Source organism: Sphingobacterium sp. UBA7253, from assembly GCF_002472745.1.
Lineage (GTDB): Bacteria > Bacteroidota > Bacteroidia > Sphingobacteriales > Sphingobacteriaceae > Sphingobacterium > Sphingobacterium siyangense.
This window is the reverse complement of record NZ_DKSP01000137.1, coordinates 321-23,578: the sequence shown is the minus strand read 5'-3', so window position 1 is coordinate 23,578 and position 23,258 is coordinate 321. Positions and strand designations below refer to the sequence as shown.

Annotated in this window: 18 protein-coding genes, 1 other RNA gene and 3 pseudogenes; 12 read left to right on the top strand and 10 right to left on the bottom strand. The window is 38.9% G+C overall.

What is annotated here, in order from left to right:
- Positions 1-43: 43 nt before the first annotated feature.
- Positions 44-586 (bottom strand): DUF1543 domain-containing protein, encoded by a 543-nt coding sequence (locus B2X72_RS14160; protein ID WP_201638664.1) that lies wholly within the window; start codon positions 584-586, stop codon positions 44-46.
- A 156-nt stretch (positions 587-742) separates the two neighbouring features.
- Here B2X72_RS14160 and B2X72_RS14155 point away from each other — a divergent pair, with 156 nt between their 5' ends.
- Positions 743-1,612: a serine hydrolase gene (locus tag B2X72_RS14155; RefSeq protein WP_286850073.1), complete on the top strand. Its 870-nt coding sequence runs from the start codon at positions 743-745 to the stop codon at positions 1,610-1,612.
- Positions 1,613-1,707: 95 nt separating this feature from the next.
- Here the strand turns inward: B2X72_RS14155 and B2X72_RS14150 are convergent, their stop codons facing one another.
- The 4 genes from B2X72_RS14150 to B2X72_RS14135 all read right to left on the bottom strand — a co-directional run bounded on the left by B2X72_RS14150 (position 1,708) and on the right by B2X72_RS14135 (position 6,213).
- Positions 1,708-2,250: a hypothetical protein gene (locus B2X72_RS14150; RefSeq protein ID WP_115046770.1), complete on the bottom strand. Its 543-nt coding sequence runs from the start codon at positions 2,248-2,250 to the stop codon at positions 1,708-1,710.
- Positions 2,251-2,336: 86 nt separating this feature from the next.
- Entirely contained in the window at positions 2,337-3,224 is an 888-nt protein-coding gene (locus B2X72_RS14145; protein ID WP_145328292.1) for a bifunctional 5,10-methylenetetrahydrofolate dehydrogenase/5,10-methenyltetrahydrofolate cyclohydrolase, read from the bottom strand.
- Positions 3,225-3,288: 64 nt separating this feature from the next.
- Positions 3,289-5,079 (bottom strand): translation elongation factor 4, encoded by a 1,791-nt coding sequence (lepA, locus tag B2X72_RS14140; RefSeq protein WP_120333313.1) that lies wholly within the window; start codon positions 5,077-5,079, stop codon positions 3,289-3,291.
- Between the two features lie 144 nt (positions 5,080-5,223).
- A complete protein-coding gene (locus B2X72_RS14135) occupies positions 5,224-6,213 on the bottom strand; it encodes a cation diffusion facilitator family transporter (protein WP_088162836.1) in 990 nt (329 codons plus the stop codon).
- Between the two features lie 267 nt (positions 6,214-6,480).
- Here B2X72_RS14135 and B2X72_RS14130 point away from each other — a divergent pair, with 267 nt between their 5' ends.
- The 3 genes from B2X72_RS14130 (at position 6,481) to ssrA (ending at position 10,542) form a co-directional block, all read left to right on the top strand.
- A complete protein-coding gene (locus B2X72_RS14130) occupies positions 6,481-7,686 on the top strand; it encodes a pyridoxal phosphate-dependent aminotransferase (RefSeq protein ID WP_232475608.1) in 1,206 nt (401 codons plus the stop codon).
- Between the two features lie 172 nt (positions 7,687-7,858).
- A complete protein-coding gene (locus tag B2X72_RS14125) occupies positions 7,859-9,889 on the top strand; it encodes a M3 family metallopeptidase (RefSeq protein WP_088162837.1) in 2,031 nt (676 codons plus the stop codon).
- 285 nt (positions 9,890-10,174) lie between these two features.
- Positions 10,175-10,542: a transfer-messenger RNA gene (gene ssrA / locus B2X72_RS14120) on the top strand.
- 725 nt (positions 10,543-11,267) lie between these two features.
- Here ssrA and B2X72_RS26650 read toward each other — a convergent pair.
- Together B2X72_RS26650 and B2X72_RS14115 are read right to left on the bottom strand one after the other, a co-directional pair.
- Positions 11,268-12,062: pseudogene (locus tag B2X72_RS26650) on the bottom strand (recombinase family protein); the annotation flags it as partial.
- Entirely contained in the window at positions 12,025-12,213 is a 189-nt protein-coding gene (locus tag B2X72_RS14115) for a hypothetical protein (protein WP_286732683.1), read from the bottom strand. The pseudogene B2X72_RS26650 and the gene B2X72_RS14115, both read right to left, overlap by 38 nt.
- A gap of 641 nt (positions 12,214-12,854) precedes the next feature.
- Between B2X72_RS14115 and B2X72_RS14110 the strand changes: the two genes are divergently transcribed.
- The 7 genes and pseudogenes from B2X72_RS14110 to tnpC all read left to right on the top strand — a co-directional run bounded on the left by B2X72_RS14110 (position 12,855) and on the right by tnpC (position 19,584).
- Positions 12,855-14,180: a site-specific integrase gene (locus B2X72_RS14110; protein WP_286850066.1), complete on the top strand. Its 1,326-nt coding sequence runs from the start codon at positions 12,855-12,857 to the stop codon at positions 14,178-14,180.
- Between the two features lie 373 nt (positions 14,181-14,553).
- Complete coding sequence (locus B2X72_RS14105) at positions 14,554-15,780, top strand: AAA family ATPase (RefSeq protein WP_286778949.1); 1,227 nt, start codon at positions 14,554-14,556, stop codon at positions 15,778-15,780.
- Positions 15,777-16,355 carry a DUF4276 family protein gene (locus B2X72_RS14100; RefSeq protein WP_286778950.1) on the top strand — a complete coding sequence of 193 codons (579 nt, stop codon included), beginning with the start codon at positions 15,777-15,779 and terminating at the stop codon, positions 16,353-16,355. Before B2X72_RS14105 ends, B2X72_RS14100 begins: the two co-directional genes overlap by 4 nt.
- Before the next feature lie 204 nt (positions 16,356-16,559).
- The gene (locus B2X72_RS14095; RefSeq protein WP_286778951.1) at positions 16,560-17,486 is read left to right on the top strand and encodes a hypothetical protein; all 927 of its coding nucleotides are present in this window, start codon (positions 16,560-16,562) and stop codon (positions 17,484-17,486) included.
- 81 nt (positions 17,487-17,567) lie between these two features.
- Positions 17,568-17,849: an IS66 family insertion sequence element accessory protein TnpA gene (gene tnpA / locus B2X72_RS14090; RefSeq protein WP_165308903.1), complete on the top strand. Its 282-nt coding sequence runs from the start codon at positions 17,568-17,570 to the stop codon at positions 17,847-17,849.
- Positions 17,849-18,202 (top strand): IS66 family insertion sequence element accessory protein TnpB, encoded by a 354-nt coding sequence (tnpB, locus tag B2X72_RS14085; RefSeq protein ID WP_277603189.1) that lies wholly within the window; start codon positions 17,849-17,851, stop codon positions 18,200-18,202. The genes tnpA and tnpB overlap by 1 nt, the downstream gene beginning before the upstream one ends.
- A 35-nt stretch (positions 18,203-18,237) precedes the next feature.
- A pseudogene (gene tnpC / locus B2X72_RS14080) lies at positions 18,238-19,584 on the top strand (IS66 family transposase).
- Between the two features lie 91 nt (positions 19,585-19,675).
- Here tnpC and B2X72_RS14075 read toward each other — a convergent pair.
- From B2X72_RS14075 to B2X72_RS14065, 3 genes are read right to left on the bottom strand one after another with little or no spacing between them, the layout of a single operon-like run.
- A complete protein-coding gene (locus tag B2X72_RS14075) occupies positions 19,676-20,686 on the bottom strand; it encodes a site-specific integrase (protein ID WP_286850058.1) in 1,011 nt (336 codons plus the stop codon).
- Positions 20,673-21,644 (bottom strand): tyrosine-type recombinase/integrase, encoded by a 972-nt coding sequence (locus B2X72_RS14070; protein WP_121127364.1) that lies wholly within the window; start codon positions 21,642-21,644, stop codon positions 20,673-20,675. Before B2X72_RS14070 ends, B2X72_RS14075 begins: the two co-directional genes overlap by 14 nt.
- Positions 21,637-22,890: a site-specific integrase gene (locus B2X72_RS14065; RefSeq protein ID WP_286850055.1), complete on the bottom strand. Its 1,254-nt coding sequence runs from the start codon at positions 22,888-22,890 to the stop codon at positions 21,637-21,639. The genes B2X72_RS14070 and B2X72_RS14065 overlap by 8 nt, the downstream gene beginning before the upstream one ends.
- Positions 22,891-23,048: 158 nt before the next feature.
- Here B2X72_RS14065 and B2X72_RS14060 point away from each other — a divergent pair.
- Positions 23,049-23,255: pseudogene (locus B2X72_RS14060) on the top strand (IS66 family transposase); the annotation flags it as partial.
- Positions 23,256-23,258: the final 3 nt, after the last annotated feature.

The window sequence follows — 23,258 nt, the reverse complement described above, 5'->3', positions numbered from 1 at the left end:
AGAAGCCTTTTTTATGTTTAAGAAATCCAATAGCACATTCTTATTACAGCGCACTCAGTTTAAAATATCCATTCGCAATGGTATCTTCTTCTAGACCGATCTTTGGCGTAATTTGAATACTATACAGCTCTTTATCATGAGGTAATAGCAAATCTTCTATCTCATAAATATCATCAACATCCAAACCGTACTTATCATCGATATGTGCCGAACTGTGGTGCTTCCAAAAAACAGTGCGTTTTGCCTTTTCAGTCGCCTTGGCCAAACTAGATGCTACAATAAGTTCTTTGTAATGGAACTCGTCAAATTCATTCGGTTTGTAGCCACCTAAATTGACAAAAAACAACTTCAATTCCGAATCAATAGCCTGTTCATTCCCCCTTTCAGTAACCTTGATCTCATATTCCCCAATCTTATGGACAATACGGTACGCATCAATGTGAATTTTACCGTCAGCCTCTGGCCAAAAATCTTTAATGGGATCGACAAAATCCTTGAGCTCATTACCAATACCAAAGAAAATGTCATGCTGTTCTGTCCGTCTATTTTTCGGTTTACAACCGATCAAAATCATAAATAATTTCATAGTCAAAAATCAGTCATTCAATGTCCGTGCTAGAATATCCAGTTTATTTTTCATCGATGTCTGTGCGTACGAATCATGGATATTTCATAACTTAAGCCCTATAAACAATAAAAATAACTATTATCCGCCACATTTAACATATATTATATCTTCACAATGCACAAAATATTCCTATCATTTGCGTTACTATTCTTATCATTACTGTCCTTTGGTCAAAAAGCCGCTACCGATAAAAAACTCGAATCACAGATTAAACAGCTGATTCAGGGTTTTCAAGGCGATGTCGGCATTTATGTACACCATCTCAAAAAAAACAAAGAAGTCAACATCCAGGGCGACAGCATTTTCCCGACGGCAAGCATTGTCAAAATCCCCATTTTAGTCGGCATCTTTGATAAAATTGAAAAAAGTGAACTACAACTTGATCAGCAACTGCTCTACCGTGCTAGTCAACGATATGGCGGCTCAGGGCTAATGCAATTTTTTAAAGACAGTACACAAGTTGATCTGAAAACCTTGGTTGCGCTTATGCTATCTTATAGTGATAATGTAACCAGCATTTGGAATCAAAACCTTGCGGGAGGAGGTGTCGCGATCAATAAATTAATGAGCGAGCTTCAATTAACCCAGACGCGTGTCAACTCACAGACAGAGGGACGGAAGTCAGATTGGGAAAGATATGGTTGGGGCCAGACTACACCAAAAGAAATGGCCGACTTGGTCACACTAATCCGACAAGGCAAAGTTGTATCCCCAAAATCTTCCGATCAGATGTATCGTTTTATGGGCAACATGTTCTATGATGAAAGAGGGCTATCGCAAATCCCATCCACTGTTAAAACAGCTTCAAAAACAGGCTCTTTAGATGACGTACGCAATGAGGTCATTTTGGTCAATGCACCGAAAGGAGATTACGTTTTCAGTATTTTCACCAAGAACAATACAGATAAAAGCTGGGGAAAAACAAATGAAGCAGAGGTACTTACCCGTAAACTTTCCAAATTGTTATGGGATTACTACCAATAAGCCTATTTAAGTCAATGTTATAAAGATGTGATATAAAAAGGGGAGGCACTCAAAAAAGTGCCCCCCTTCCCTATAGTTCAAATGAAATACGTCAACTAATTTTTCAACGCTTCACCTACATTTTTAGCTTTCCGACTAATATCGTCACCTACTTTTTTGGAAGCATCTTTTACATCTTTAGCGGCCTCCTTGGTTCCGGTAGCAACATCATTTGCAACTTTCTTCGTACCGTCAGCGACATCTTTTGCAGCATCTTTTGTTTTATCAACAGCTGTATTTGTCGCATCTACTGTCGCATCTTTTGCATCTTTCAATCCCTCTTTTACATCCTCTCCAGCATTACGCAAAGCATCCTTGGTTTTCTCCCAAGCTGTGTTAGCTTCTTCAGAAGCAGCTCGAGCCTTTTCCTCGGCGGCTTTATCGCCTTTCGCGATAGCTTCATCCAAATCCTTTTTCGCCTGCTCTGCTTTCAAACGGGCATTTTCCTCCGCATTTTTTAAATCTGCGATTGCCGCATCTACATGCTCACCGACTGTTTTTGCCGAATCTGTCGCTGTAGTGTCTTTTTTCTCCGAATTGTTGCAAGAAGACATGACCAATGCTCCTGCTACGACTGCTAAAAGTGCAATTTTCTTCATTATAAATTGATTTATGAGTGTAGTTTTCAACGGCTCATCAGAGCACGTATACATCAATTTACAACTTCTATGCCAATTAGACAAAATTATTGCTTCGGATAGATTGTTCCTTTCGCAGCTTCCAGTGTATTTTTCAACAAACCGACGATCGTCATTAACCCAACTCCGCCCGGTACCGGTGTAATCCAGGACGCTTTAGGAGCAACATTTTCAAAATCAACATCACCAAATAGCTTAAAACCAGATTTCGTTGCTGTAGAAGTTTCTCTATTAATACCGACATCAATTACTACTGCACCGTCTTTAACCATGTCTGCAGTAACAAAATTTTTCTTCCCGATTGCCGCAACAACGATATCACCACGCAAAACCTCTGTTTTAAGGTCTTTTGTGCGACTATGTGTTAATGTAACAGTACAATTACCTGGATTGGAATTACGAGCCAGTAAGATACTCATTGGCGATCCTACGATATTGCTTCTTCCAACCACTACGGCGTGCTTGCCTGCTGTATCGATCTTATAATAATCCAACATCAACATAATACCATATGGCGTAGCTGGAATAAAACAAGGAAGATTACGTTGCATACGTCCGAGGTTGATCGGATGGAAACCATCCACATCTTTGCGGTAATCAATTGCTTCGGTAACTTTATCCGGATCAATATGTTTTGGTAAAGGCAACTGCACAATCAAACCATCAATAGACTCATCCTGATTGATTTCTTTGACCTTAGCGATCAATTCATCCTCTGTTATGTTTTCATCATAACGAATGTTTGTTGATTCAAAGCCGACCAGTTGACAGTTGCGCATTTTGCTAGCTACATAGGTTTCGCTACCACCATCATTCCCCACAAGGATAGCAACCAGATGAGGCTTACGGCCAGTCTGTGTAGTAAATTCAGCCGCATCTAACGCTATTTGCTCTTTAATTTTTTCGGAAACTAGTTTACCATCTAATAGATTCATGTTTAGGAGATTTTATTGTATTTAAAAGGAGCCCAAGAGCTCCTTTATTATTGTGTTATTTTGATTAATCTAATTTCAATACCGCCATAAATGCAGATTGCGGAATCTCTACGTTCCCAACCTGACGCATGCGTTTCTTACCTTTCTTTTGTTTTTCCAAAAGCTTACGCTTCCGGGAGATATCACCACCATAACATTTTGCCGTAACATCTTTACGTAAAGCTGAGATCGTCTCCCGGGCAATAATCTTTGCACCGATTGACGCTTGGATACGAATTTCAAATTGTTGACGTGGTAACAGTTCTTTTAGTTTTTCACAGATCTTTTTACCAAAATCATATGCGTTGCTCCGATGTATCAACGATGATAAGGCATCTACAGGTTCATCGTTCAATCGAATATCCAGTTTTACCAAATCTGACTTGCGATAACCAATCTGGTGGTAATCAAATGAAGCGTATCCTTTAGAGATTGTTTTCAATTTATCATAAAAGTCAAATACAATTTCTCCCATTGGCATTTCAAAAACCAATTCAACACGATCTGAAGTCAAATAATGCTGGTTCATGATCGTACCGCGTTTCTGGATACAAAGTGACATAATTGGTCCAACGAAATCCGATTTCGTAATAATATTAGCTTTGATATATGGCTCTTCGATTGAATCCAATTTACTTGGATCCGGTAGATCTGAAGGATTATGTACGATCACTTCCTCTTTATCTTTGGTCATATAGGCCTTATAGGATACGTTGGGAACTGTCGTGATCACCGTCATATCAAACTCGCGCTCTAGGCGCTCTTGAATAATCTCCATGTGAAGCATACCCAAGAAACCACAACGGAAACCGAAACCCAAAGCTGCCGACGACTCTGGTTCAAACACCAAAGAAGCATCGTTTAGCTGCAAACGGTGCATCGATTCACGCAACTCCTCGTAATCCTCCGTATCCACAGGATAAATACCCGCAAAGACCATCGGTTTCACCTCTTCAAACCCTTGAATAGCCTCAGAACAAGGACGATCCTTATGCGTAATGGTATCCCCTACTTTCACTTCACGTGCCTCCTTGATACCAGAGATAATATAACCTACATCACCGGTCTTAATGACTTCTTTGGGTACTTGATTCAACTTCAGCGTACCAATTTCATCGGCAAAATATTCTTTCCCAGTAGCAACAAATTTCACGCGGTCGCCCTTACGGATTTCACCATTTTCAACTTTAAAGTAAGCCATGATACCACGGAATGAGTTGAAAACAGAGTCAAAAATCAAGGCTTGCAAAGGTCCATCAGGATCACCCACTGGATGTGGAATACGGTCCACAATAGCCTCCAAAATATCCGGAACACCAAGACCTGTTTTACCAGATGCAGGAATAATCGCATTGCGGTCACCACCGATCAAATCCACAATCTGATCTTTGACTTCTTCAGGCATAGCACCAGGAAGGTCCATTTTGTTAAGAATTGGGATGATTTCCAAATCATGTTCCAACGCTAGATATAAATTTGAAATCGTTTGCGCCTGAATACCTTGAGATGCATCAACGATCAATAAAGCGCCCTCGCAGGCAGCAATTGAACGCGACACCTCATAAGAAAAATCCACGTGTCCCGGGGTATCAATCAGGTTCAAGATATATTCCTGACCATCTCTTTTATAATTCATTTGGATGGCGTGACTCTTGATCGTAATACCACGTTCACGTTCCAAATCCATATTATCAAGTAATTGTGCCTGTGCCTCACGCTGACTGATGGTATTGGTATACTCTAAAAGGCGGTCTGCCAAAGTACTTTTGCCATGGTCAATATGCGCAATAATACAGAAATTACGAATGTGCTTCATATAGGATTTTTAAACTCTTTTGCTAAAAGGCAAAGATACCTTTTTTTATATATATTTATATAAACTAGCTTTTTTTTAGTTTACTATACGCGAAGAAATCAGACTAGACACTATTCCTGTTAAGAACGGTAGAAACTGTATTCGCTATTCAGCAATAGCATATAAAAAATGTTTCTGATTTCGTGTAACATTGTCTGTGTCCCAAGAAATTCGTTCCCGAAATTGCTCCGAACGAATTGGACAATTGCCGACCTGACAATATTGGCAGCACTGTGGAAGACAAGGATCCGCATGAACGAAAAATTCGGTCCGTACCGACATTTCCTTATTGACAATCTTATCTACAGCAGAAATTTCATCATGCACCTGGATCAAGTCAAGGTAACGGGGTAGTGTGAGATGGCAATCTACATGGAGTTCGTTCCCATAGCGCTGTACACGAAGATTATGAACATCAATCCATTCATCTTTCCGATTGCGCTCCAAGATTTCGACGACATCCTGTACGAGCGCTGTATCCGATTCATCCATCAATCCACCGATCGATTGGCGAAGTAGCTTATAACCATTGAAGAGGATAAAAAGCCCCAGTACAATTGAAATGACCACATCGATCCATTGGAAACCTGTCAGTCTCATCAATAATAAACCCAGTATCAATCCGACCGTACTATAGGCATCTACCTGCAGATGTTTTCCATCCGCCACCAAGGTAATAGACCCCAATGCACGTCCACGCTTCATGATATAGAATCCTACTGCAAAATTTATCACAGATGTAATACCGATCAGATAAATCCCTTGTTCAAGGTGTGTTAACGCTGCAGGAAAGAAAAGATTGTAACAAGCCTTGGCTAAGATAATGGCGCCAGCAATAAAAATAAGTCCACCTTCTAAAAACACCGAAAAGAATTCCACTTTACCATGCCCGTAGGGATGATTCTCATCCTTAGGCTGCGCCGAAAGATAAATACTATAAAATGCAAAACCCGAAGCAATCACATTAACGATACTCTCTGCCGCATCTGTAAAGATTGCACTGGAGTCCGTTAAAAAGTAGGCAAAAAACTTCACAATCATCAAACCTATTCCCGTAAAAAGCGATAATAAAACCAATCTTCTTTGTCTTGACATGATGCTTATCTTCTATATGAAACCTTCTATGAGCTAATGATGAAATGAGGACTAGCCAGCATTTTTGTGAGCGCAAAGGTAAAGATATAACGACAAATCAGAACGATTAGTTTTGAACATCCAACGTCAGGGATCAATTAAATAACTGTGCTAAATCGCTTCAACAGCCCTTTTATTAAAAAAGCTCAATAAAAGAGCTACTTTTCTTTGTAAATTCTCAAAAATAAAGAAGATTATTTGCAACGTATATAATATCTTTGTCTTACCATGAGCACATCATCATACTTATCAGACAGGATAAATAATTTGTCCGAATCGGCTACACTTAAAATGACCAAGTTGGGCCGCGAATTAGCAGCAAAAGGCGTTAATGTAATTAGCCTTAGCGTAGGTGAACCTGATTTCAACACCCCTGAGCATGTAAAAGATGCAGCGAAGAAAGCCCTAGATGAAAACTGGACGCGTTATTCGCCGGTACCGGGATACCCTGAATTGCGCCAGGCAATTGTAAACAAGTTGAAGACAGAAAACAATTTAGATTATGATATTTCTCAAATTGTTGTTTCTACAGGTGCGAAACAATCCCTGTCTAATGTAATTTTGACTTTGATCAACCCGGGTGATGAGGTAATTATCCCAACACCATATTGGGTATCATACTCCGAAATGGTCGTTTTAGCGGAAGGAAAATCGGTATTTATCAATACAGAGATCGACAATAACTTTAAGATTACACCAGCACAATTGGAAGCGGCAATTACACCAAAAACCAAATTGTTTATGTTCTCTTCGCCAAACAACCCCACAGGAACAGTTTACAGCAAAGATGAATTGGCTGCATTAGCTGAAGTTTTCGAAAAACATCCACAGGTATTTATCTTATCCGATGAAATCTACGAACATATCAATTTTGTAGACAAACACGAATCCATCGCACAATTTGAAAGCATCAAAGATAGAGTAATTATCATCAATGGCTTTTCAAAAGCATTTGCAATGACGGGATGGCGTTTAGGTTATATCGCTGCCAACAAAACCATTGCTGCCGCGAATGATAAATTACAAGGACAGACAACCTCAGGTACATGTTCAATTTCTCAACGTGCGGGTATCGTCGCTTATGAACAAGGATTAGAATCTGTCAACAAAATGAAAGAAGCTTTCGCTCGTCGTCGCCAATTGGTATACGATCTATTGACTGAAATCCCTGGCGTAAGAACAAATCTTCCAGAGGGTGCATTCTATTTCTTCCCAGAAATCTCTTCGTTCTTTGGTAAAAAAGACCAAGATGGTAATGTCATTAAAAACTCATCTGATTTGGCATTGTACTTATTGAATGTTGGTCACGTAGCTACAGTAGGTGGAGATTCATTCGGTAACGACAATTACATCCGCTTGTCTTATGCAGCCTCAGACGAAAGTTTGATCGAAGCTTTAAAAAGAATCAAAGAAGCATTAGGAAAACTGGCCTAATCTCTTATCCAAATATAAAAAAGAGCTCCTCTGAGCTCTTTTTTTATGCAGTTCTAATTTTCCTCCTAAATTTTCGGCGCAGTCTAAACGCCTATTCGGTCAAATATCATCTCAGCCCCATAATTTAAGCAGATGTTATCGCTTGAAATAAATATTTATTACATTTACTCCTATGAGTATTTTAACAGAAAAATTTAAAACGCAGCACGACACGGCTCCGTTTTCACAGATAAAAAACGAAGATTATATTCCCGCATTTGATGAAGCTATTCAGAAGACAAAAGATGAAGTCGATGCTATCGTCAACAATCCCGAAACGGCAACTTTCGACAATACCATCGCTGCTATGTCCTACTCTGGACAGACACTAGATCGTTTGTCCAATATCTTTTTCAATCTCCATTCCGCTGAAACCAATGCTGATCTCGAAAAGATCGCACAGGACGTCGCCCCAAAACTATCTGCTTTAGGCAATGATATCACCTTAAATTTCGATCTTTTCAAAAGGGTTAAGGCTGTATACGATCAGAAGGATCAACTGACATTGACGGCAGAGCAAACCACCTTATTGGAAAAATCCTATAAGGATTTTGTACGCAACGGCGCACTTTTAAATGATGAACAGAAAGAAAAGCTCCGCGAAATAGATGCCGAGCTATCACTTTTAAAATTGAAATTCGGGGAGAATGTCCTGGCCGAAACCAATGCCTATCAGCTGTTGGTAACAGACGAAAAAGATCTTGCCGGACTTCCAGAGGGTGCTGTAGAAGCTGCACATGCTTTGGCTAAAGCCAACGAAAAAGAAGGCTGGCTTTTTACTCTGGATTTCCCGAGCTATCTTCCTTTTGTCACTTATGCCGACAATCGAGAACTTCGCAAAGAAATTACCCTCGCCGCAGGCCGTAAAGCTTTTCAGGACAACGAGCACAACAACGTGGACAATGTCCTTAAAATTGTAAAACTTCGCTTCGAACGGGCCAAATTATTAGGATACGCCACCCATGCAGACTTTGTCCTTGCCGAACGTATGGCACAAAATCCAAGCAAAGTCACCGAATTCCTAAACGACCTACTTGGAAAAGCGAAACCAGCAGCAGTGAAAGAATTTGCAGAATTATCCCAATTTGCAAAAAATATGCATGGCATAGACCAATTGGAAAAATGGGATGGCGCCTATTATGCCGAAAAGCTGAAACAAGAACGCTTTAATCTGGACGATGAAAAGCTCAAACCTTATTTCAAACTTGAAAATGTCTTACAAGGTGCATTTGAAGTAGCCCATCGCTTGTTTGGCATCAACTTCAAGGCAGTTGATACAATAGATACCTACCACGAAGAAGTACAAACATTTGAGGTCAGTAAAGACAACGGTGAATTAGTCGCTATCTTCTATGCCGATTTCTTCCCGCGTAAAGGAAAGAGAAATGGGGCCTGGATGACCTCTTTCAAACCACAGTACATTCAACAGGGTAAACAAGAACGTCCGCATGTCTCCATTGTTTGCAATTTTACGCGTCCTACAGCTTCAAAACCTTCGCTGTTGACCTTTCAGGAAGTGACCACATTATTTCACGAATTTGGACATGCCCTACATGGTATGTTGGCTGATAGCACTTATCCTACACTATCTGGAACCTCTGTATATTGGGATTTTGTCGAGCTACCGAGTCAAGTGATGGAAAACTGGTGCTACGAAAAAGAAGCTCTTGAGCTATTTGCCAAACACTATGAAACTGGCGAAGTGATCCCGATTGAACTTGTCGAAAAGATCCGCGAAAGCGCTTCATTTCTTGAGGGTATGGCAACAATGCGCCAATTGAGCTTTGGTCTATTGGATATGGGCTGGCATGGACAGGATCCAACCGCGATCTCGGATCTGAAAGCATTCGAAGATGAACAGTTTGCCTCGACAAAACTCTATCCTGATGTCAAGGAAAATGCCATGAGCACAGCCTTCTCCCATATTTTCAATGGCGGTTATTCTTCGGGCTATTACAGCTACAAATGGGCCGAAGTACTGGATGCCGATGCATTTGACTACTTTAAACAAAACGGCATCTTCAACAAGGAGATCGCGGCCAAATTCAAGGATAATATACTTTCAAAAGGTGGTACCGAACATCCAATGGTCCTTTACAAACGTTTCCGCGGACAAGAACCTTCGGTAGAACCTTTGTTGAAAAGAGCTGGATTGATCAAATAATTGGATTGATCAAATAATAAAAAAGCTGGATTTTATATCCAGCTTTTTTTCAACCATAACTTTGTTGTTCACCGATAAATTTCTGTGCAAACAATTAGGTGCAAACAGTTATTTGAATGTACCTCTGGTTTGGACGCTATCATGAACTTTTGCCATTCTCATGCTTTCATCAGGCAAATACAGAAACTATCTCATTTGTTTCCAACCAAATAACGAGACATTAGGTCAGAACACGACACATCTTGCTGATTAAGCAAAAAAATAGTACCTTTGTAAGACATAATTGGGGTTGACCGGAATTGACAGGATGGAGACGGTTATGTAAGCATGTAGTGCGTTGTTAGTAGAGCACTTTAATCTGAACTTTCAGAATTATAACTGGCGAAGAAAACTACGCCTTAGCTGCTTAAGTTAGACTTAACATAGCTATTTGTCCCGTTAGATCCTGTTCTTTGGTTTAACATTCGGGGCATCGAACAATAGAACTGGCAAGTGTGATGTTGCTAAGCACTTGTGAGAAACAGCAACTACGGCGTACGGTATAGGTAAGCGACTCACCTTCCCTCGCTCGACAATTAAAGAGAAGCTAAACATGTAGAAAGCGTATACAGTACCATGACTGGACGAGAGTTCGAATCTCTCCAGCTCCACTTGACGGGATAATTGAAAAATTATCCCGTTTTTTTGTATAATCTAAACACCCCATTTCTCTCATTTTCAATTCATTACGAATAAAAGGTTCCATAATATATGGAGTTCGATAGATACCATTCTCATAGTATAAAAAGTCGTCGAACACCATTTTAATGAGTTCCTGCTTTTCTATTGTGTTAGCTTCTGTATAAACGTAATTAAGGTCTGAAAGATAAAATAATTGATCTCGTAACAATAAAAATGTCTTATCTCCATTATGTCTTAACTTATCAATTTGTTCTTTAAGAGATTCTTTTTTTATAGTCAACTCATTATGCCACCTTTCATAAGTATCGTGTTGAATCCGATTTGTAATCCATTTTTCTTCGATTGACATAAGCTTTTCTCCTGTCTGCTCGTATTCGATTTGGCGTTGTTTTAATAATGTTTTATGTTCCTTTAAAGTTATCTCCATCTCGATCTGGCTCTTCTCCTTTATACTCGATATTAGTTTTTCAGGAAGACTCATTAATTCTAAAGCGCCGGATAATTGTTTGTGAGCTTTTTTAGCACTTATATTATTATGGGCACTAGCGATGCTACATTTATAATAATAATAGTATTTTCCCATTTTCCCTTTACTAGCAGCACCAGTTAATAGTTTTCCACAATGGCAGCGTAAGGCACCACGTAGTGGAATTAGGTCGTCATAAATTTTCCTTTCTTTATTACCTCTTTTTATCTTTTCATTAACTAATTTCCAAGTCGTTGCTTCAATAATTGGCTCGTGATTTTTTAGAGGGAATAACCCTCCTGGATTTTGTTTCCATGCTTTGACTTGTTGAAATCCATAATATAAAGGGTTTGTTAATATTCGTTCAACGGCAGTAGTTGCCGTGCGTTTTAATCCCATTTCTATTGCCTTTTCCTTAATTTTGTATAAAGCAACTCCTGCTATATAAGCATCATAAATATATCTAACGACAATTGCTTCACTTTCATCCACTACTAGACGACGTGCCTCATTCTTACCCTCCTTTTTATAACCAAATGGAGCCCGCCCGCCTTGAATCCAAAGTCCTTTAACCGCTTTGGCAGTATAGATTCCTGCATTTATATCATTCTGTCTTTTTATATTTTCAGAATTACCCATTAAAAATTCAAGCCCCATTATAAAGAATGAATTATGATCCATACAATCATAAATTGATCCTCTACTAGCGCTTACAATCCTCACATCATAAAGTGCTTGAATTTTTGTAACCATATTAATGGCGTCGCCTGCGATCCTACTGAATCTTGTTAACTCAGCTACGACCAAGTAATCAATTTGATCATGGTTCTTTTTGATAAAGTCAAAAAGAACTTTAATATCCGGCCTATCAAAGTTTCGTGCAGTGTGTCCTTCGTCGATAAATGTATCCACAATTTCCACACCGCTATTATTCATCCATTGGCTTGTTATTAAATCCTGACGTTCGATACTATGTAAACTTTGACCATCACTGCTGTATCTTAAATAGCGTATACCCTTTTTCATTAGCTTCGTTTATTGCTTTTTTAACCAAAATTTTAACTATTAAATTTACTAATTTTTCTTCATTTTTTACTTTTAGGTCTGCTGTTGTATCGTCTTTTTTATACAATTTACCAACATCGTAATTCTCTTTTGTAACTATCTTTTTTGGCATAGGTATTTAGTAAATAAAATCTCAATATTAGTAATATAATCAACATGACGTCTTCAAATCGATTGACTTAAGTTTATTGATTAATTTAGGGAGGAGTATATTTATTATCCCATAATTGTTTTAAATTGAGTAGACTCACTTTGTCATTCTTTTTTTCTTCGTTCTCCAATTGATTAATTTCTGATTTTCCATTTTTCTTTATTAAAATCATAAAAAAATATTTACTAAAATTTCATATTGATTCATTACTCTACATGTCAAACCGTTTACGTTCAAAATTTGAAACGATTTAAATTTTTCATATTTAAATTCAACATTCAGTCGTTAAAAATTTAGATGAGTAAGGAACAATACTAAAAATTGCCTAGTGCCCATCCGTAACAAGTCGAACCAATTTTTTCAGTCAGATAATTGGTATCGACTATTAGACTCATAATCTTTTGGTCCCTGGTTCGAGCCCAGGTGGGAGCACAAAGCAAAAAAGCGGCTTTTCTATGCGAAAAAGCCGCTTTTTTCGTTTCTTCGCATCAATTTCCATTGATGTGATGGCCATGGGTAAAGTACCCTATTCGGCCAGTTTTGCATAGTTTTTTGTTGAACTTCACGTAAAAATGTAACAAATATGTAACGGGAATTTTTACGTGCTAAAGAAAAAAATTATGGCAACCGTAAGCGCGAAAGTTTATGAACACCACAAGAAATCCGATGGCACCTACAATGTAAAAATCTGTGTCTATCACAAGGGAGAAAGAAAGTTTTTGGACACCAATCACTATGTTGTTCAGAAGCAACTCACTAAAGAAAAAAAGATCAAAGACAGCTTTGTTCTTGATAAGTTAAATGACCAACTCAAAGAATACCGTAAAGCAATTAGCGAACTTGATGGGAGACTTGAATATTTTACAGCGGAAGCTTTAAAAGATTACCTAAAAGATATGGATGAGGATGTAGAATTCATATCATTTTGTAGGGAACATATCGAACGATTAAAAGCTGATGGTAGAACAGGAACTGCGAAGAATCATACAGCTATCTGCAATAGCCTTGTTGATTATTTTAAAAGACAGACTGTATCCATAAAGGAAATAAATTCAAACATGCTGTTTATGTATGAACGATTCCTGAAGTCCGATAGAATCATGACTAGGATTAATCAATTTGGAAATCCAGTCATAACAACTGAGAAAGGTCTATCGGACAGTGGGCTTCACAATCACATGCGAGATTTAAGAACCCTCTTTAACGAGGCCAGAAGAAAATACAACAACGAAGATTTGGGGATCTATCGAATCAAACATTACCCTTTTTCAAAATATAAGGTTGGTTCTCCCCCTCTCACAAAAAACAGAAACAATGAAATTGATGATGTTTTAAAATTAAGGGATTGGCCTACAGTAGCCAACAGTCGAGCTGAATTAGCCAAAGAACTCTATATGCTATCGTTCTACCTCTGTGGCATTAATGCTATTGATCTATACTACTTAAATAGATCAGATATCAGAAATGGTAGAATAGATTACAATCGAAAAAAGACTAAGGATTTAAGAAAAGACAATGCCTTTATTAGCATTAGAATAATTGATGAAGCGAGGCCACTTCTCGAAAAATATATCGAAAAACTACGAAATCGATATAGAAATCCTAATTACCTTAATTATGCATTATCAAAGGGAATGCTCCACCTTCGTAACCTAACCGGAATTAAAAATCTCACCTTGTACTGGGCAAGACATACTTTTGCAAACACTGCTAGAAATAGATGCCGCTTAAATAAAGATGATGTCTCACTCGCTCTAAATCATGTCGACGAAGGGAATAGAGTAACAGATATCTATATAGAAAAAGACTGGAAAATTGTTGATGATGTCCAAAAAAAGGTAATGAGAATTCTGAGAAAAATCGACTCAAAAAAAGATAAAAAAAATAAATCGAAGAAAAAGAAAAATAAGAACAAACAAGCTGCTTAAGTATATACTGCGATGAAGTTCATTGCAGTATAATTTCATTATTTCTAAATCTTACAATTATGAAGACCTTATTATTATTCTTACTCTTTTGTATTCTATCGACTATTGGGCTTTTCTCCGCCCTTAGTATGAAAACTCCTTGGATCGGATTTTCGCTAGTATTTTGCGTATGGCTTGTATTTATTTTGACTACTACTAAGCCTAAAATTTAATAAAATATTAAACTGATGATCTGAGTCATGCATTCGGTCTAGAAGGTCGGACAGTAACAGATATTTACGCTCAAATTTTCAAAATAATACAAAAGAAGGTCATCAAAGATTCGACGTCGCTATTATTGTAGATTTTTGTTCAATAAATTTTACATTTGTATATGACTAAAAAACTGATTGAAAGTCTTTATTTGAAAAATATAGCAGTTGTTGGATTTAGATCAATCCATAAGATAAATGCTGATTTTAATAATGGCCTTAATATTATTATTGGGAAGAATGGAGCAGGAAAGTCAAATTTGCTTTATATTGTAAAAGAGGCTTTAAGGCCGAAAGGGCTACCTCAGGATAGTCACGTTAAAGCGCTATCCTTTGTAATGGAGTCTTTAAGCGGGGCCGATTTGTTCGAAGTGAATTATGAAAGACAAGCTTTTAGCCCGGAAGATATAGAAATTAATCCTGGTCAAAAGTATTTTTTCAAAAGAACTTATACCTTAAATGGCACTTATCTGCCGTTAAATCATAGAGGAAAATTATTAGCTGGGGAATCCGAAGGAACATTAATAGTAAAATCTCGCCAACTTTTTTATAATTATGCTCTACGATCAGTAATGTTAACTTTTCCTCGTACGATACTCTTAGAGTACAATCTACCTATTTCTCCTGAATTCATTGATTTACCTGGTAAGCTGATCATCGATTTTGATATGTATGAAGGCATATATTCTATCGGAAATAATTTTTTAGACCGTTATTTTTGGAACATAGAAACTGAGTTTTTAGATTTTTTCGAGAATAAAAGTTCAGATCAAATTGACTCCCATATGATAAAAGAAATTCCAACTGATTATATTAAGTCAAAATTTGTTTTTAGTGATGAATTTATCCGTGTACTTTCAAAATACACCCCTATAAAGAATATACGTTTTAATTCAAATATTAATATTTATTTTGACGAACTACGCTTTAATGTTGAAAACATCAAGATAGAGTATTTCGTAAATGATACTTGGTTACCGTGGAACAATCTTTCTGATGGAACAAAAAGATTATTCTATATTATTGCCCAAATACAAGATTTGAAAGAAAGCGTAATTTTGATAGAAGAGCCAGAGTTAGGAATACATCCCCACCAATTTGATCTTTTAATGCAATTCATTAAGGAACGTAGTGACTTCAATCAAATTATTATATCAACTCATTCTCCTTTAGTTTTAAATTACGTTGAAATTGAAGAATTAAGTAGAATTCAAATAGTATCATATTCAAAAGACTCCGGAACATCTATACGAAGGCTATCAAATGATGAAAGAGAAAAGGCGAGAACTTATGTTGAAGAGGTGGGTTATTTAAGCGATTATTGGGTTTATTCAGATTTAGAAGAATGAAGGTAATTGGCTTAATCGGAGAGGATCCAAATGATACTGTAGCTCTTGAAAATCTATTAAAACCTCAATTTGGCTCTGCAATAAGATTTAAAACCCTTTGTAAAAAATTAAGGGGAGATGGATTAGAAAGTTTTAAATTTTTTAAACAGATCACAGCGGAGACTAAAATAGAAAAGTATGATTTGTTAGTGTGTATTAGAGATTTAGATGGGTTTAATTCTGATAAACTTAAGGTTGATTCGAGGAATATTTGGTTTCAAAAAGTACAGGATTACGCCAATAATTGTAAGGCTGTTATTTTACTAAATGTATGGGAATTGGAAGCTTTACTTTTCGCTGATATTAATTTAATCAATCGTAAATATGGAACTAAACTAACATTTTCTAAAGATCCAACTAGTATAAAAGACCCTAAAGAAAAACTAAAACGAGAAACTAGTAAAGGCCGACGGAGATATGTGGAATCTGACTGCAGGGAATTATTTGCAGAGATAGACTATAATAAAATTATGGCCAAATGCATATTTTTTAGAGATTTTGTAAATGTCTTAAAAAATGAACTTAGTATAAAATAGAAACTTGAGAGCAACATGCTTAGGATTATTCTTTAGGTGGTTTTCGCACCCAATTTTATATGGATTTCCACAACAAAAAATAATAGACGACCCTAATTCATGAAATTTCTTTTGGCACATTATCCAGACTAGGCTTAGAATATCCAAATTTATCTCGATTATCCCTGTATACATTCTTTTAAAATAAAGAAATACCCTGTTTAAATGATTAAAAATATACCAAAACCAGATAGGTTTGAGAAATTAGGATTAGAATGTCTTTGGAAATCATTTGAAATGCTTTTTAATATCTCAAACAATGTAAACGCACTTATTCAAGATGAGATATTCGATAACTATGAAATCACTATTGAAGATTATTGGAAACATAATGGAATTACCGTTAGTACCTCCTTAATAGTATTATTTCAAGGTGTAGAATATTTAATGAAAAGTAAAATCACAGAAAAAAGCGCTTTGTTGTTGATTGAGAACAATAAATATGATTGGCCATCGCTCCCTAATAAAACCGATCGCAATTTTGACGAATTGCAAACAATATCAGGGGAAAATTTATTAGGAGTTTTCTGTGCTGTATTACCACAGAATTTCCCAATTCTTGCATTTGTTGATGAATACAAAGAATTGAGGATCATGCGTAACAAACTTGTTCATAGCACGGGAATAGATAACTTAGAATACAAATATATTATTGGAAAAATCTTAAATATTATATCTTATTTTTATAATCCTATCAAATGGATAGAATTATTTAAGGATATGTCTACTTCTGATCCTACGTTTGGCTTTTGGGATATGGATTTAGAAAGCGCCTACTTTTATCAAATTTTAGATTTTATTGAAGAGTCTGTTCCTAAAGGAGTGTTAAAATCATATTTACCCTACGATATTAATAGTAGACGATATTCTTGTCCTGAATGTTCATATTGGCTTAGTAGACATTTAAGTATAGATATAAATCCAAAATGGTCCTTTCTCTCGCCCAATAAGCCTACATCAAATAAAATTGAGTGTTTAATTTGCAGAAGAGAATATAAAGTACAACGGAAAATTTGCTCGAACAAAAATTGTAAAGGAAACGTAATATCTGAAAACGAAGTCTGTTTAACATGTTATAATCACATGGATTGATAAATTGAATATTCCGACAAAAAGTATCCGCCCGACCAAGTGCATATTTTTTGAGCGAGCTATAATGCAGAGCTTTGCTGTATGAGCAAAGAAGAAAAAAGATTACAGATGCTTTCGATGATATCGGACTGGCAACAGAGCGGAAAAAGCAAGAAAGCTTACTGCGCGGAAAATGGGATCAACGAAGCCACCTTTTATTACTGGTTTTCGCGCAGTAAAGAAAACAATATGACTAGCGGAAGCTTTATAACAATTGATAAGGACAACAGAAAGAACGATGTTGAAGTTATTTATCCCAATGGGGTACGTATAAAGATCGAAAATGATCTTGCCCTTCTCTCGCAGCTGATCCGTCTGTACTAATGTTTTCGTTAGGGTCTTCTCATCGTTTCTATCTCTACGACGGCCACTGCGACATGCGCAAGAGTTTCGACGGTCTTTGCGGCCTGGTCATTTCGGTGATGCAGCGCCAGCCGACCAGCGGTGAGGTATTTGTGTTTTTGAACCGTAGCCGTACCCATATCAAACTTCTGCACTGGGAACACGGGGGCTTTGTCCTTTATTACAAACGACTGGAGCAGGGTACTTTTGGTACATCTGCACTTAAGAATGGTGAACTGTCATGGAGCGATCTGGTATTGCTCATCGAGGGCGTCCAGGTTGTAAAAAGTATACAGAAAAAACGTTATTCATTGCCACAAAAACAGCTTTTTTGATTGCACAAATGCAGGCAAATCCGTATCTTTAAGGTATGGAAACGGCACTGGAAAACCTCTCAAGGAGTGAACTTCTCAAGCTGGCAAGGAAGAAGCTTGCCGGAGAAAGTGCCCATCTCCATCATGCAAAGAAACAACAGGCAGAAATCGACAGTCTTACCTTGGAACGGGACTATCTCAAGGCTCAGGTAGAGATGTTCCAACGGATGCAGTACGGACAGAAAAGAGAGCGTTTCCAAGGCGATCCTAACCAGACGCTGCTCCCTTTTGAGGCTGAAGCTGCCGACATAGAACAGCAAGAGGAAGAAACCAGAGAAAAGATTGAATACATCCGTGCACGCCCGAACCATAAAGGACGTACAAAGTTGCCCGAACATCTCCCTGTAGAAGAAATCGAGATCCATCCCGAAGCAGACCTGTCGAATATGGTATGTATCGGAAAGGAAATTACGGAGGAACTGGAATGCGAACCGGCCAAGTTCTATATCAAACGCTATATCCGTTATAAATATGCGGCTAAAAACGGAGAAGGCGTCAAGATCGGAGAACTGCCCGAGCGTGTCATCGACAAGGGCATTCCCGGAGCAGGTCTGCTGGCGATGATCCTGACCGATAAATACATGGACCACCTACCATTATACCGGCAGAAGCAACGCTTTTTAAGAGAAAACATACAGATCCCTTCCTCTACCATCGAGGGCTGGACAAAAGAAGCCCTTATCAAACTCGAACCACTCTATGATCAACTGGTCTTCGATATAAAATCACAAGGTTATTTACAGGTCGATGAGACCCCTATAAAAGTACTGGACAGCGATAAAAAGGGCGCTGCCCATCGGGGGTATTATTGGGTATACCATGCACCTGTGGACGGCACCGTGCTGTTCGACTATAGTCCAACCCGTGGGAGCAGCGCGCCCCTGCCTATACTGGGAACCTTTAAAGGTTATCTGCAGACGGACGGCTATGCGGTCTACGAGAATTACGGCAAGAAAAAAGATGTCACCCATCTTGCCTGCTGGGCACATGCCCGACGTGAGTTCGAGCGCGCGCTGAACAACGATGCGCCGCGGTCCCAAAAGGCGCTGACCTATATCCAGAAATTATATGAAACAGAAAGAAAGGCCAAATAGATGGGGCTGGATACTGCAAAGGTCAAAGAACTGCGCTTAAAGGAAGCTTTTCCGGTGATCAATGAAATGGGAATGTGGATCGCAAAGGAAATAAAGAATACTTTACCCAAGAGCCAGATCGGCAAAGCGATGGATTATGCAGCCGACAGATGGGATCCGCTGACCGAATACCTAAAAGACGGAAGTCTGAAAATCGACAACAATAGCATCGAAAATGCGATAAGACCCGTTGCACTGGGTTATGCATAGTTAGTGATTATGTAAAGCGCGCGACAATTGATTGGATTCCAGAGTGTTGCAGGTTGTTTTCATTGCCGCATCACTTTACATAATAAAGTCATCAAAAGTGTTTAAGCCAATCCATCAGATTGTCATTTGACAACCATACCGGTTCCTTTTCGGGAGTAACCGACGTGTAGGCTTTCTCAATTGCCAAGCGCTTAGCTTTTGAATCTGCCCTCGCATAAACCTCCGTAGTCTGAACGGAAACATGTCCAAGTATATCTCGGATATATACTAGATTGACGCCAGCCTGTAGTAAATGCATCGCTTTGGAATGTCGCAGTATATGGCAACTGATCTTCTCTGGTAAAAAGACTCCGCTTGTTTTTCTAGCCATATCTGCATACTTGATCAGAATATGATTTACGCCGGCCCGGGTGAGTTTGTCTCCACGGCTGTTAAAGAATAAGGGATGTTTATTATTACTCTCTTGATCTAGTCGATTTTCTACAATATATGGTTTCAATAACTTAACCTGTTCGTCCAACATGGGGACAATACGTGTCTTATTGCCTTTTCCTGTGATACGGATCGTATTTAATACATCCAATCTCAAACTGCACGGTGTAAGATCGATTACCTCCTGCACCCTCGCACCGGTATCGTACATGAGCGAAAGTAAAGCTAGGTCACGTCTACCTCTGACGGTGTGGATATCGGGTTGCTGTAACAACGCTTTTATCCCGTCCACGGTTAAGTAGTTCATGGGGACGGTTGCTTTACGTTTCATCGGGATGGATAGTATCTTCTGGTATTCATACAGGTAATCTGGTTGTTGATATTGGACATAACCGAAAAAAGCATGGATCGCAGCCAGCCTCGCATTTCTAGTTGAATTGCTATTTTTGCGTTCTGCTTGTAGCCAGTCAAGGAATTTGACCACTACACTTTGGTTGATGGCTTCCAAAGTAAGCTTATTCACCGATATGTTTTGCGTTGCCATGTAACCAATGAACAGTACGAAAGTATCGCGGTATGCACATACCGTATTCCTGCTGGCACCACGTTCGTGCACCAGATATTTGGTCAGAAAATCGGAGAGATATTTTGAAAAGTCAGTAGGTTTCATAGCCGATAGTATTAGGAAAGACATTAAAGCAGATCTTATCAACGTCCCTTAACAGATCTGGGTAAATAGTTGATACCAGTCTAACGTAGTGATTGGTAGATTCTATCGTCTTGTGTCCCAAATAGGTGGATAGTATGGGTAGGGCACAATAGATATCGGTCCCGTGTTCGGCCATCATTGCCAATGAATGAACACTAAATGTATGCCGGAGTGCATGCAGCGTAGCGCCGCGCCTAGAACTGATTCCTGCGGTAGATAATAGCCGACTAAACCATCTACTGAGCGTATCTCGGGAGATGCGCCTGCCGTCGGGTGCAATGAAGAATCGGTCATCTTTTTTAAGATCGGCAGGCAACCGATCTCTGTAAAATGCATATTGGCTTAGTACTGCTGTTGTTGAAACAGAAAAAGGGATTACGCGTTGCTGTCCATTCTTGCTGTCGCGAACGATCAGGTACTGGTCTTTGAGATTAACGTCGGATGTGGATAAAGCTAAGGCTTCACCACTTCTTAAGCCGGTGGCATACAATAATCTCAGAAGGGCCGGTATGGCAAACATGGTATGCCGCATACCTTTGATTACCCGATAACTGTCAGCAGCGTCAAAAATTTTCTGCAATTCTTCATGGCTGTAGATATAAGGCACAAAATCCTGTCTAAAAACAGGCAGACGCGAGACATAGGAAAGGATTCCCTGTTCATTAAGAAACGATGCCAATAGATTGATGAGCACGGCCCGGTGATAATTGTAAGAACTGGACAAATCAGAACCCGCTTTTGACCAGGATTGCGAAAGCTCCGCTGTTATGCCCACTCGTGTTTCGCCACGCTCTATCGTGAAACGGTCGAAAACGCTAAAAATTGCTTCTTCCGTTTCCTGCTTAAAGCCAAGCTGCCGTTTATCGGCGAGGTATTGCTCTAGATACGGCGCATAGATACCAACAAATTTATTACGCATAGAAGTAGCCTCCTTTCTGCTCGTAAAATGTAACAGGCACAGATGACACGTCTAACATGCACTGTTTCATAGAGGCTAGGTCTATACGCAGATAATATCGGGTTGAAGCAGAGTTCTCATGGCCTAGCACCTCTGTGATCACAGGCATCACGGTATTTTGTTCTAACAACAGGCTTGCCAGACTGTGACGGAGTGCATGAGGGCCATACCTCCGGTGTTGTACATTGACACCAGAGGCGAGGAAGGCTTTTTGAACTGCGTGTGTGACCGAACTGGTGTATAGACGCCCGATCGGCGAACGGCCTGTCAAAAACACATATGGCTCACTGGATTTTGGTCTTGCGTATTTCAGATAGTCAATGATCGCCTCACCGACCTCAACCAAAAGCGGCAGCTGGAGCAGCCGTTCCGTTTTATATTGATTGAACGAGATAAGACACTCTTCCCAACGCAAGCTATCGAACTTAAGTCCACCGATATCGGATGCACGCATACCTAGCCTGCAAGCGAGTAGGACTATTGCATAATCACGTTTGCCACAAGGCCTGGAACGATCGATCGCAGAAATCATGCGCTGGATTTCATCAACATTATGAGTGGAAGGTAGACGTGCCTGCTTAATGTATTTATCTTTAGGTACCAGGATAGAGGTATCAGCCTTTAGCTGTCCTTGTTCAAATAGGTACTTCAAAAAACTACGTATGGCCCGCAGGGTCATATGGATTACACTTGGCTTTAGCCTGTTCAAGGTCTTGAGGTAATCAAAGATAACAACTTTGTTAACCTCACTCATTGCATATATGTTCTGGCCTTTAAGGTAGAATAAAAACCTACCAAGATAATGCTCGCGTTCTTTGGTGGTAGATGGCTTTAGTCTCATTGATTCCAGGTAACTTATGAATTCCTTCATCTGTATACCGATGACACCGTCTACTGCGAAGCGTTCTTTGGTGCTGACCAGTGTGCCGGTATCATAATACTCGCAAAGTACGTTGACAATCTTGACAATATCTTTGTTGCACTTGGAAAGTGTGGAATAATCAAACATGCCAAATGAATCGAGTAGGTATTGCTGCCCAATCTGCGAATTGAAATCCATGATCCCCTTTTTCGCTAATTGTCGTTGCATCTGCCGCCAATAAACGCGGTACCATTTGACGGTGTTCTTGGATCTCAGAAGTTTGTTCGAGAGTACTTCACTCGCATCAAGGATCAGTCGATCAAAGGTGTTTAGTATCTTACTCATAGTTGTTTTATTAATGGTTACGACATTGTGACCATTGATAAAACGTATGATTATGTAAAGTTCTTCTGAACAAACAAGCCTTATAAATGACTTCTGAGAAATTACTTTACATAATCACTAACTATGCATAACCTAGCTTATGTAAAGTTTTACATAATCTGGGACGCAAAAACTATCTCTTCGCGGGCAGCCATGAGGCAGCTCAGCGGTCGGCAATGATATACTCGTTCTTTGCGATCTGCAAAAAACATGATGTAAACCCATATCAATGGCTAAAGCAAACTTTGCTCAACATAGCCTCCACCAATCATAAAAATATAAGGGATCTCTATCCGCAGAACTTTAAGAAATCAACAGAACTGTAGTTC

Bases quoted from the DNA above. Each gene is read 5' to 3' on its own strand.
- B2X72_RS14160 (WP_201638664.1), bottom strand. From the start codon at position 586: ATGAAATTATTTATGATTTTGATCGGTTGTAAACCGAAAAATAGACGG.
- B2X72_RS14155 (WP_286850073.1), top strand. From the start codon at position 743: ATGCACAAAATATTCCTATCATTTGCGTTACTATTCTTATCATTACTG.
- B2X72_RS14150 (WP_115046770.1), bottom strand. From the start codon at position 2,250: ATGAAGAAAATTGCACTTTTAGCAGTCGTAGCAGGAGCATTGGTCATG.
- B2X72_RS14145 (WP_145328292.1), bottom strand. From the start codon at position 3,224: ATGAATCTATTAGATGGTAAACTAGTTTCCGAAAAAATTAAAGAGCAA.
- lepA (WP_120333313.1), bottom strand. From the start codon at position 5,079: ATGAAGCACATTCGTAATTTCTGTATTATTGCGCATATTGACCATGGC.
- B2X72_RS14135 (WP_088162836.1), bottom strand. From the start codon at position 6,213: ATGTCAAGACAAAGAAGATTGGTTTTATTATCGCTTTTTACGGGAATA.
- B2X72_RS14130 (WP_232475608.1), top strand. From the start codon at position 6,481: ATGAGCACATCATCATACTTATCAGACAGGATAAATAATTTGTCCGAA.
- B2X72_RS14125 (WP_088162837.1), top strand. From the start codon at position 7,859: ATGAGTATTTTAACAGAAAAATTTAAAACGCAGCACGACACGGCTCCG.
- B2X72_RS14115 (WP_286732683.1), bottom strand. From the start codon at position 12,213: ATGCCAAAAAAGATAGTTACAAAAGAGAATTACGATGTTGGTAAATTG.
- B2X72_RS14105 (WP_286778949.1), top strand. From the start codon at position 14,554: ATGACTAAAAAACTGATTGAAAGTCTTTATTTGAAAAATATAGCAGTT.
- B2X72_RS14100 (WP_286778950.1), top strand. From the start codon at position 15,777: ATGAAGGTAATTGGCTTAATCGGAGAGGATCCAAATGATACTGTAGCT.
- B2X72_RS14095 (WP_286778951.1), top strand. From the start codon at position 16,560: ATGATTAAAAATATACCAAAACCAGATAGGTTTGAGAAATTAGGATTA.
- tnpA (WP_165308903.1), top strand. From the start codon at position 17,568: ATGAGCAAAGAAGAAAAAAGATTACAGATGCTTTCGATGATATCGGAC.
- tnpB (WP_277603189.1), top strand. From the start codon at position 17,849: ATGTTTTCGTTAGGGTCTTCTCATCGTTTCTATCTCTACGACGGCCAC.
- B2X72_RS14075 (WP_286850058.1), bottom strand. From the start codon at position 20,686: ATGAAACCTACTGACTTTTCAAAATATCTCTCCGATTTTCTGACCAAA.
- B2X72_RS14070 (WP_121127364.1), bottom strand. From the start codon at position 21,644: ATGCGTAATAAATTTGTTGGTATCTATGCGCCGTATCTAGAGCAATAC.
- B2X72_RS14065 (WP_286850055.1), bottom strand. From the start codon at position 22,890: ATGAGTAAGATACTAAACACCTTTGATCGACTGATCCTTGATGCGAGT.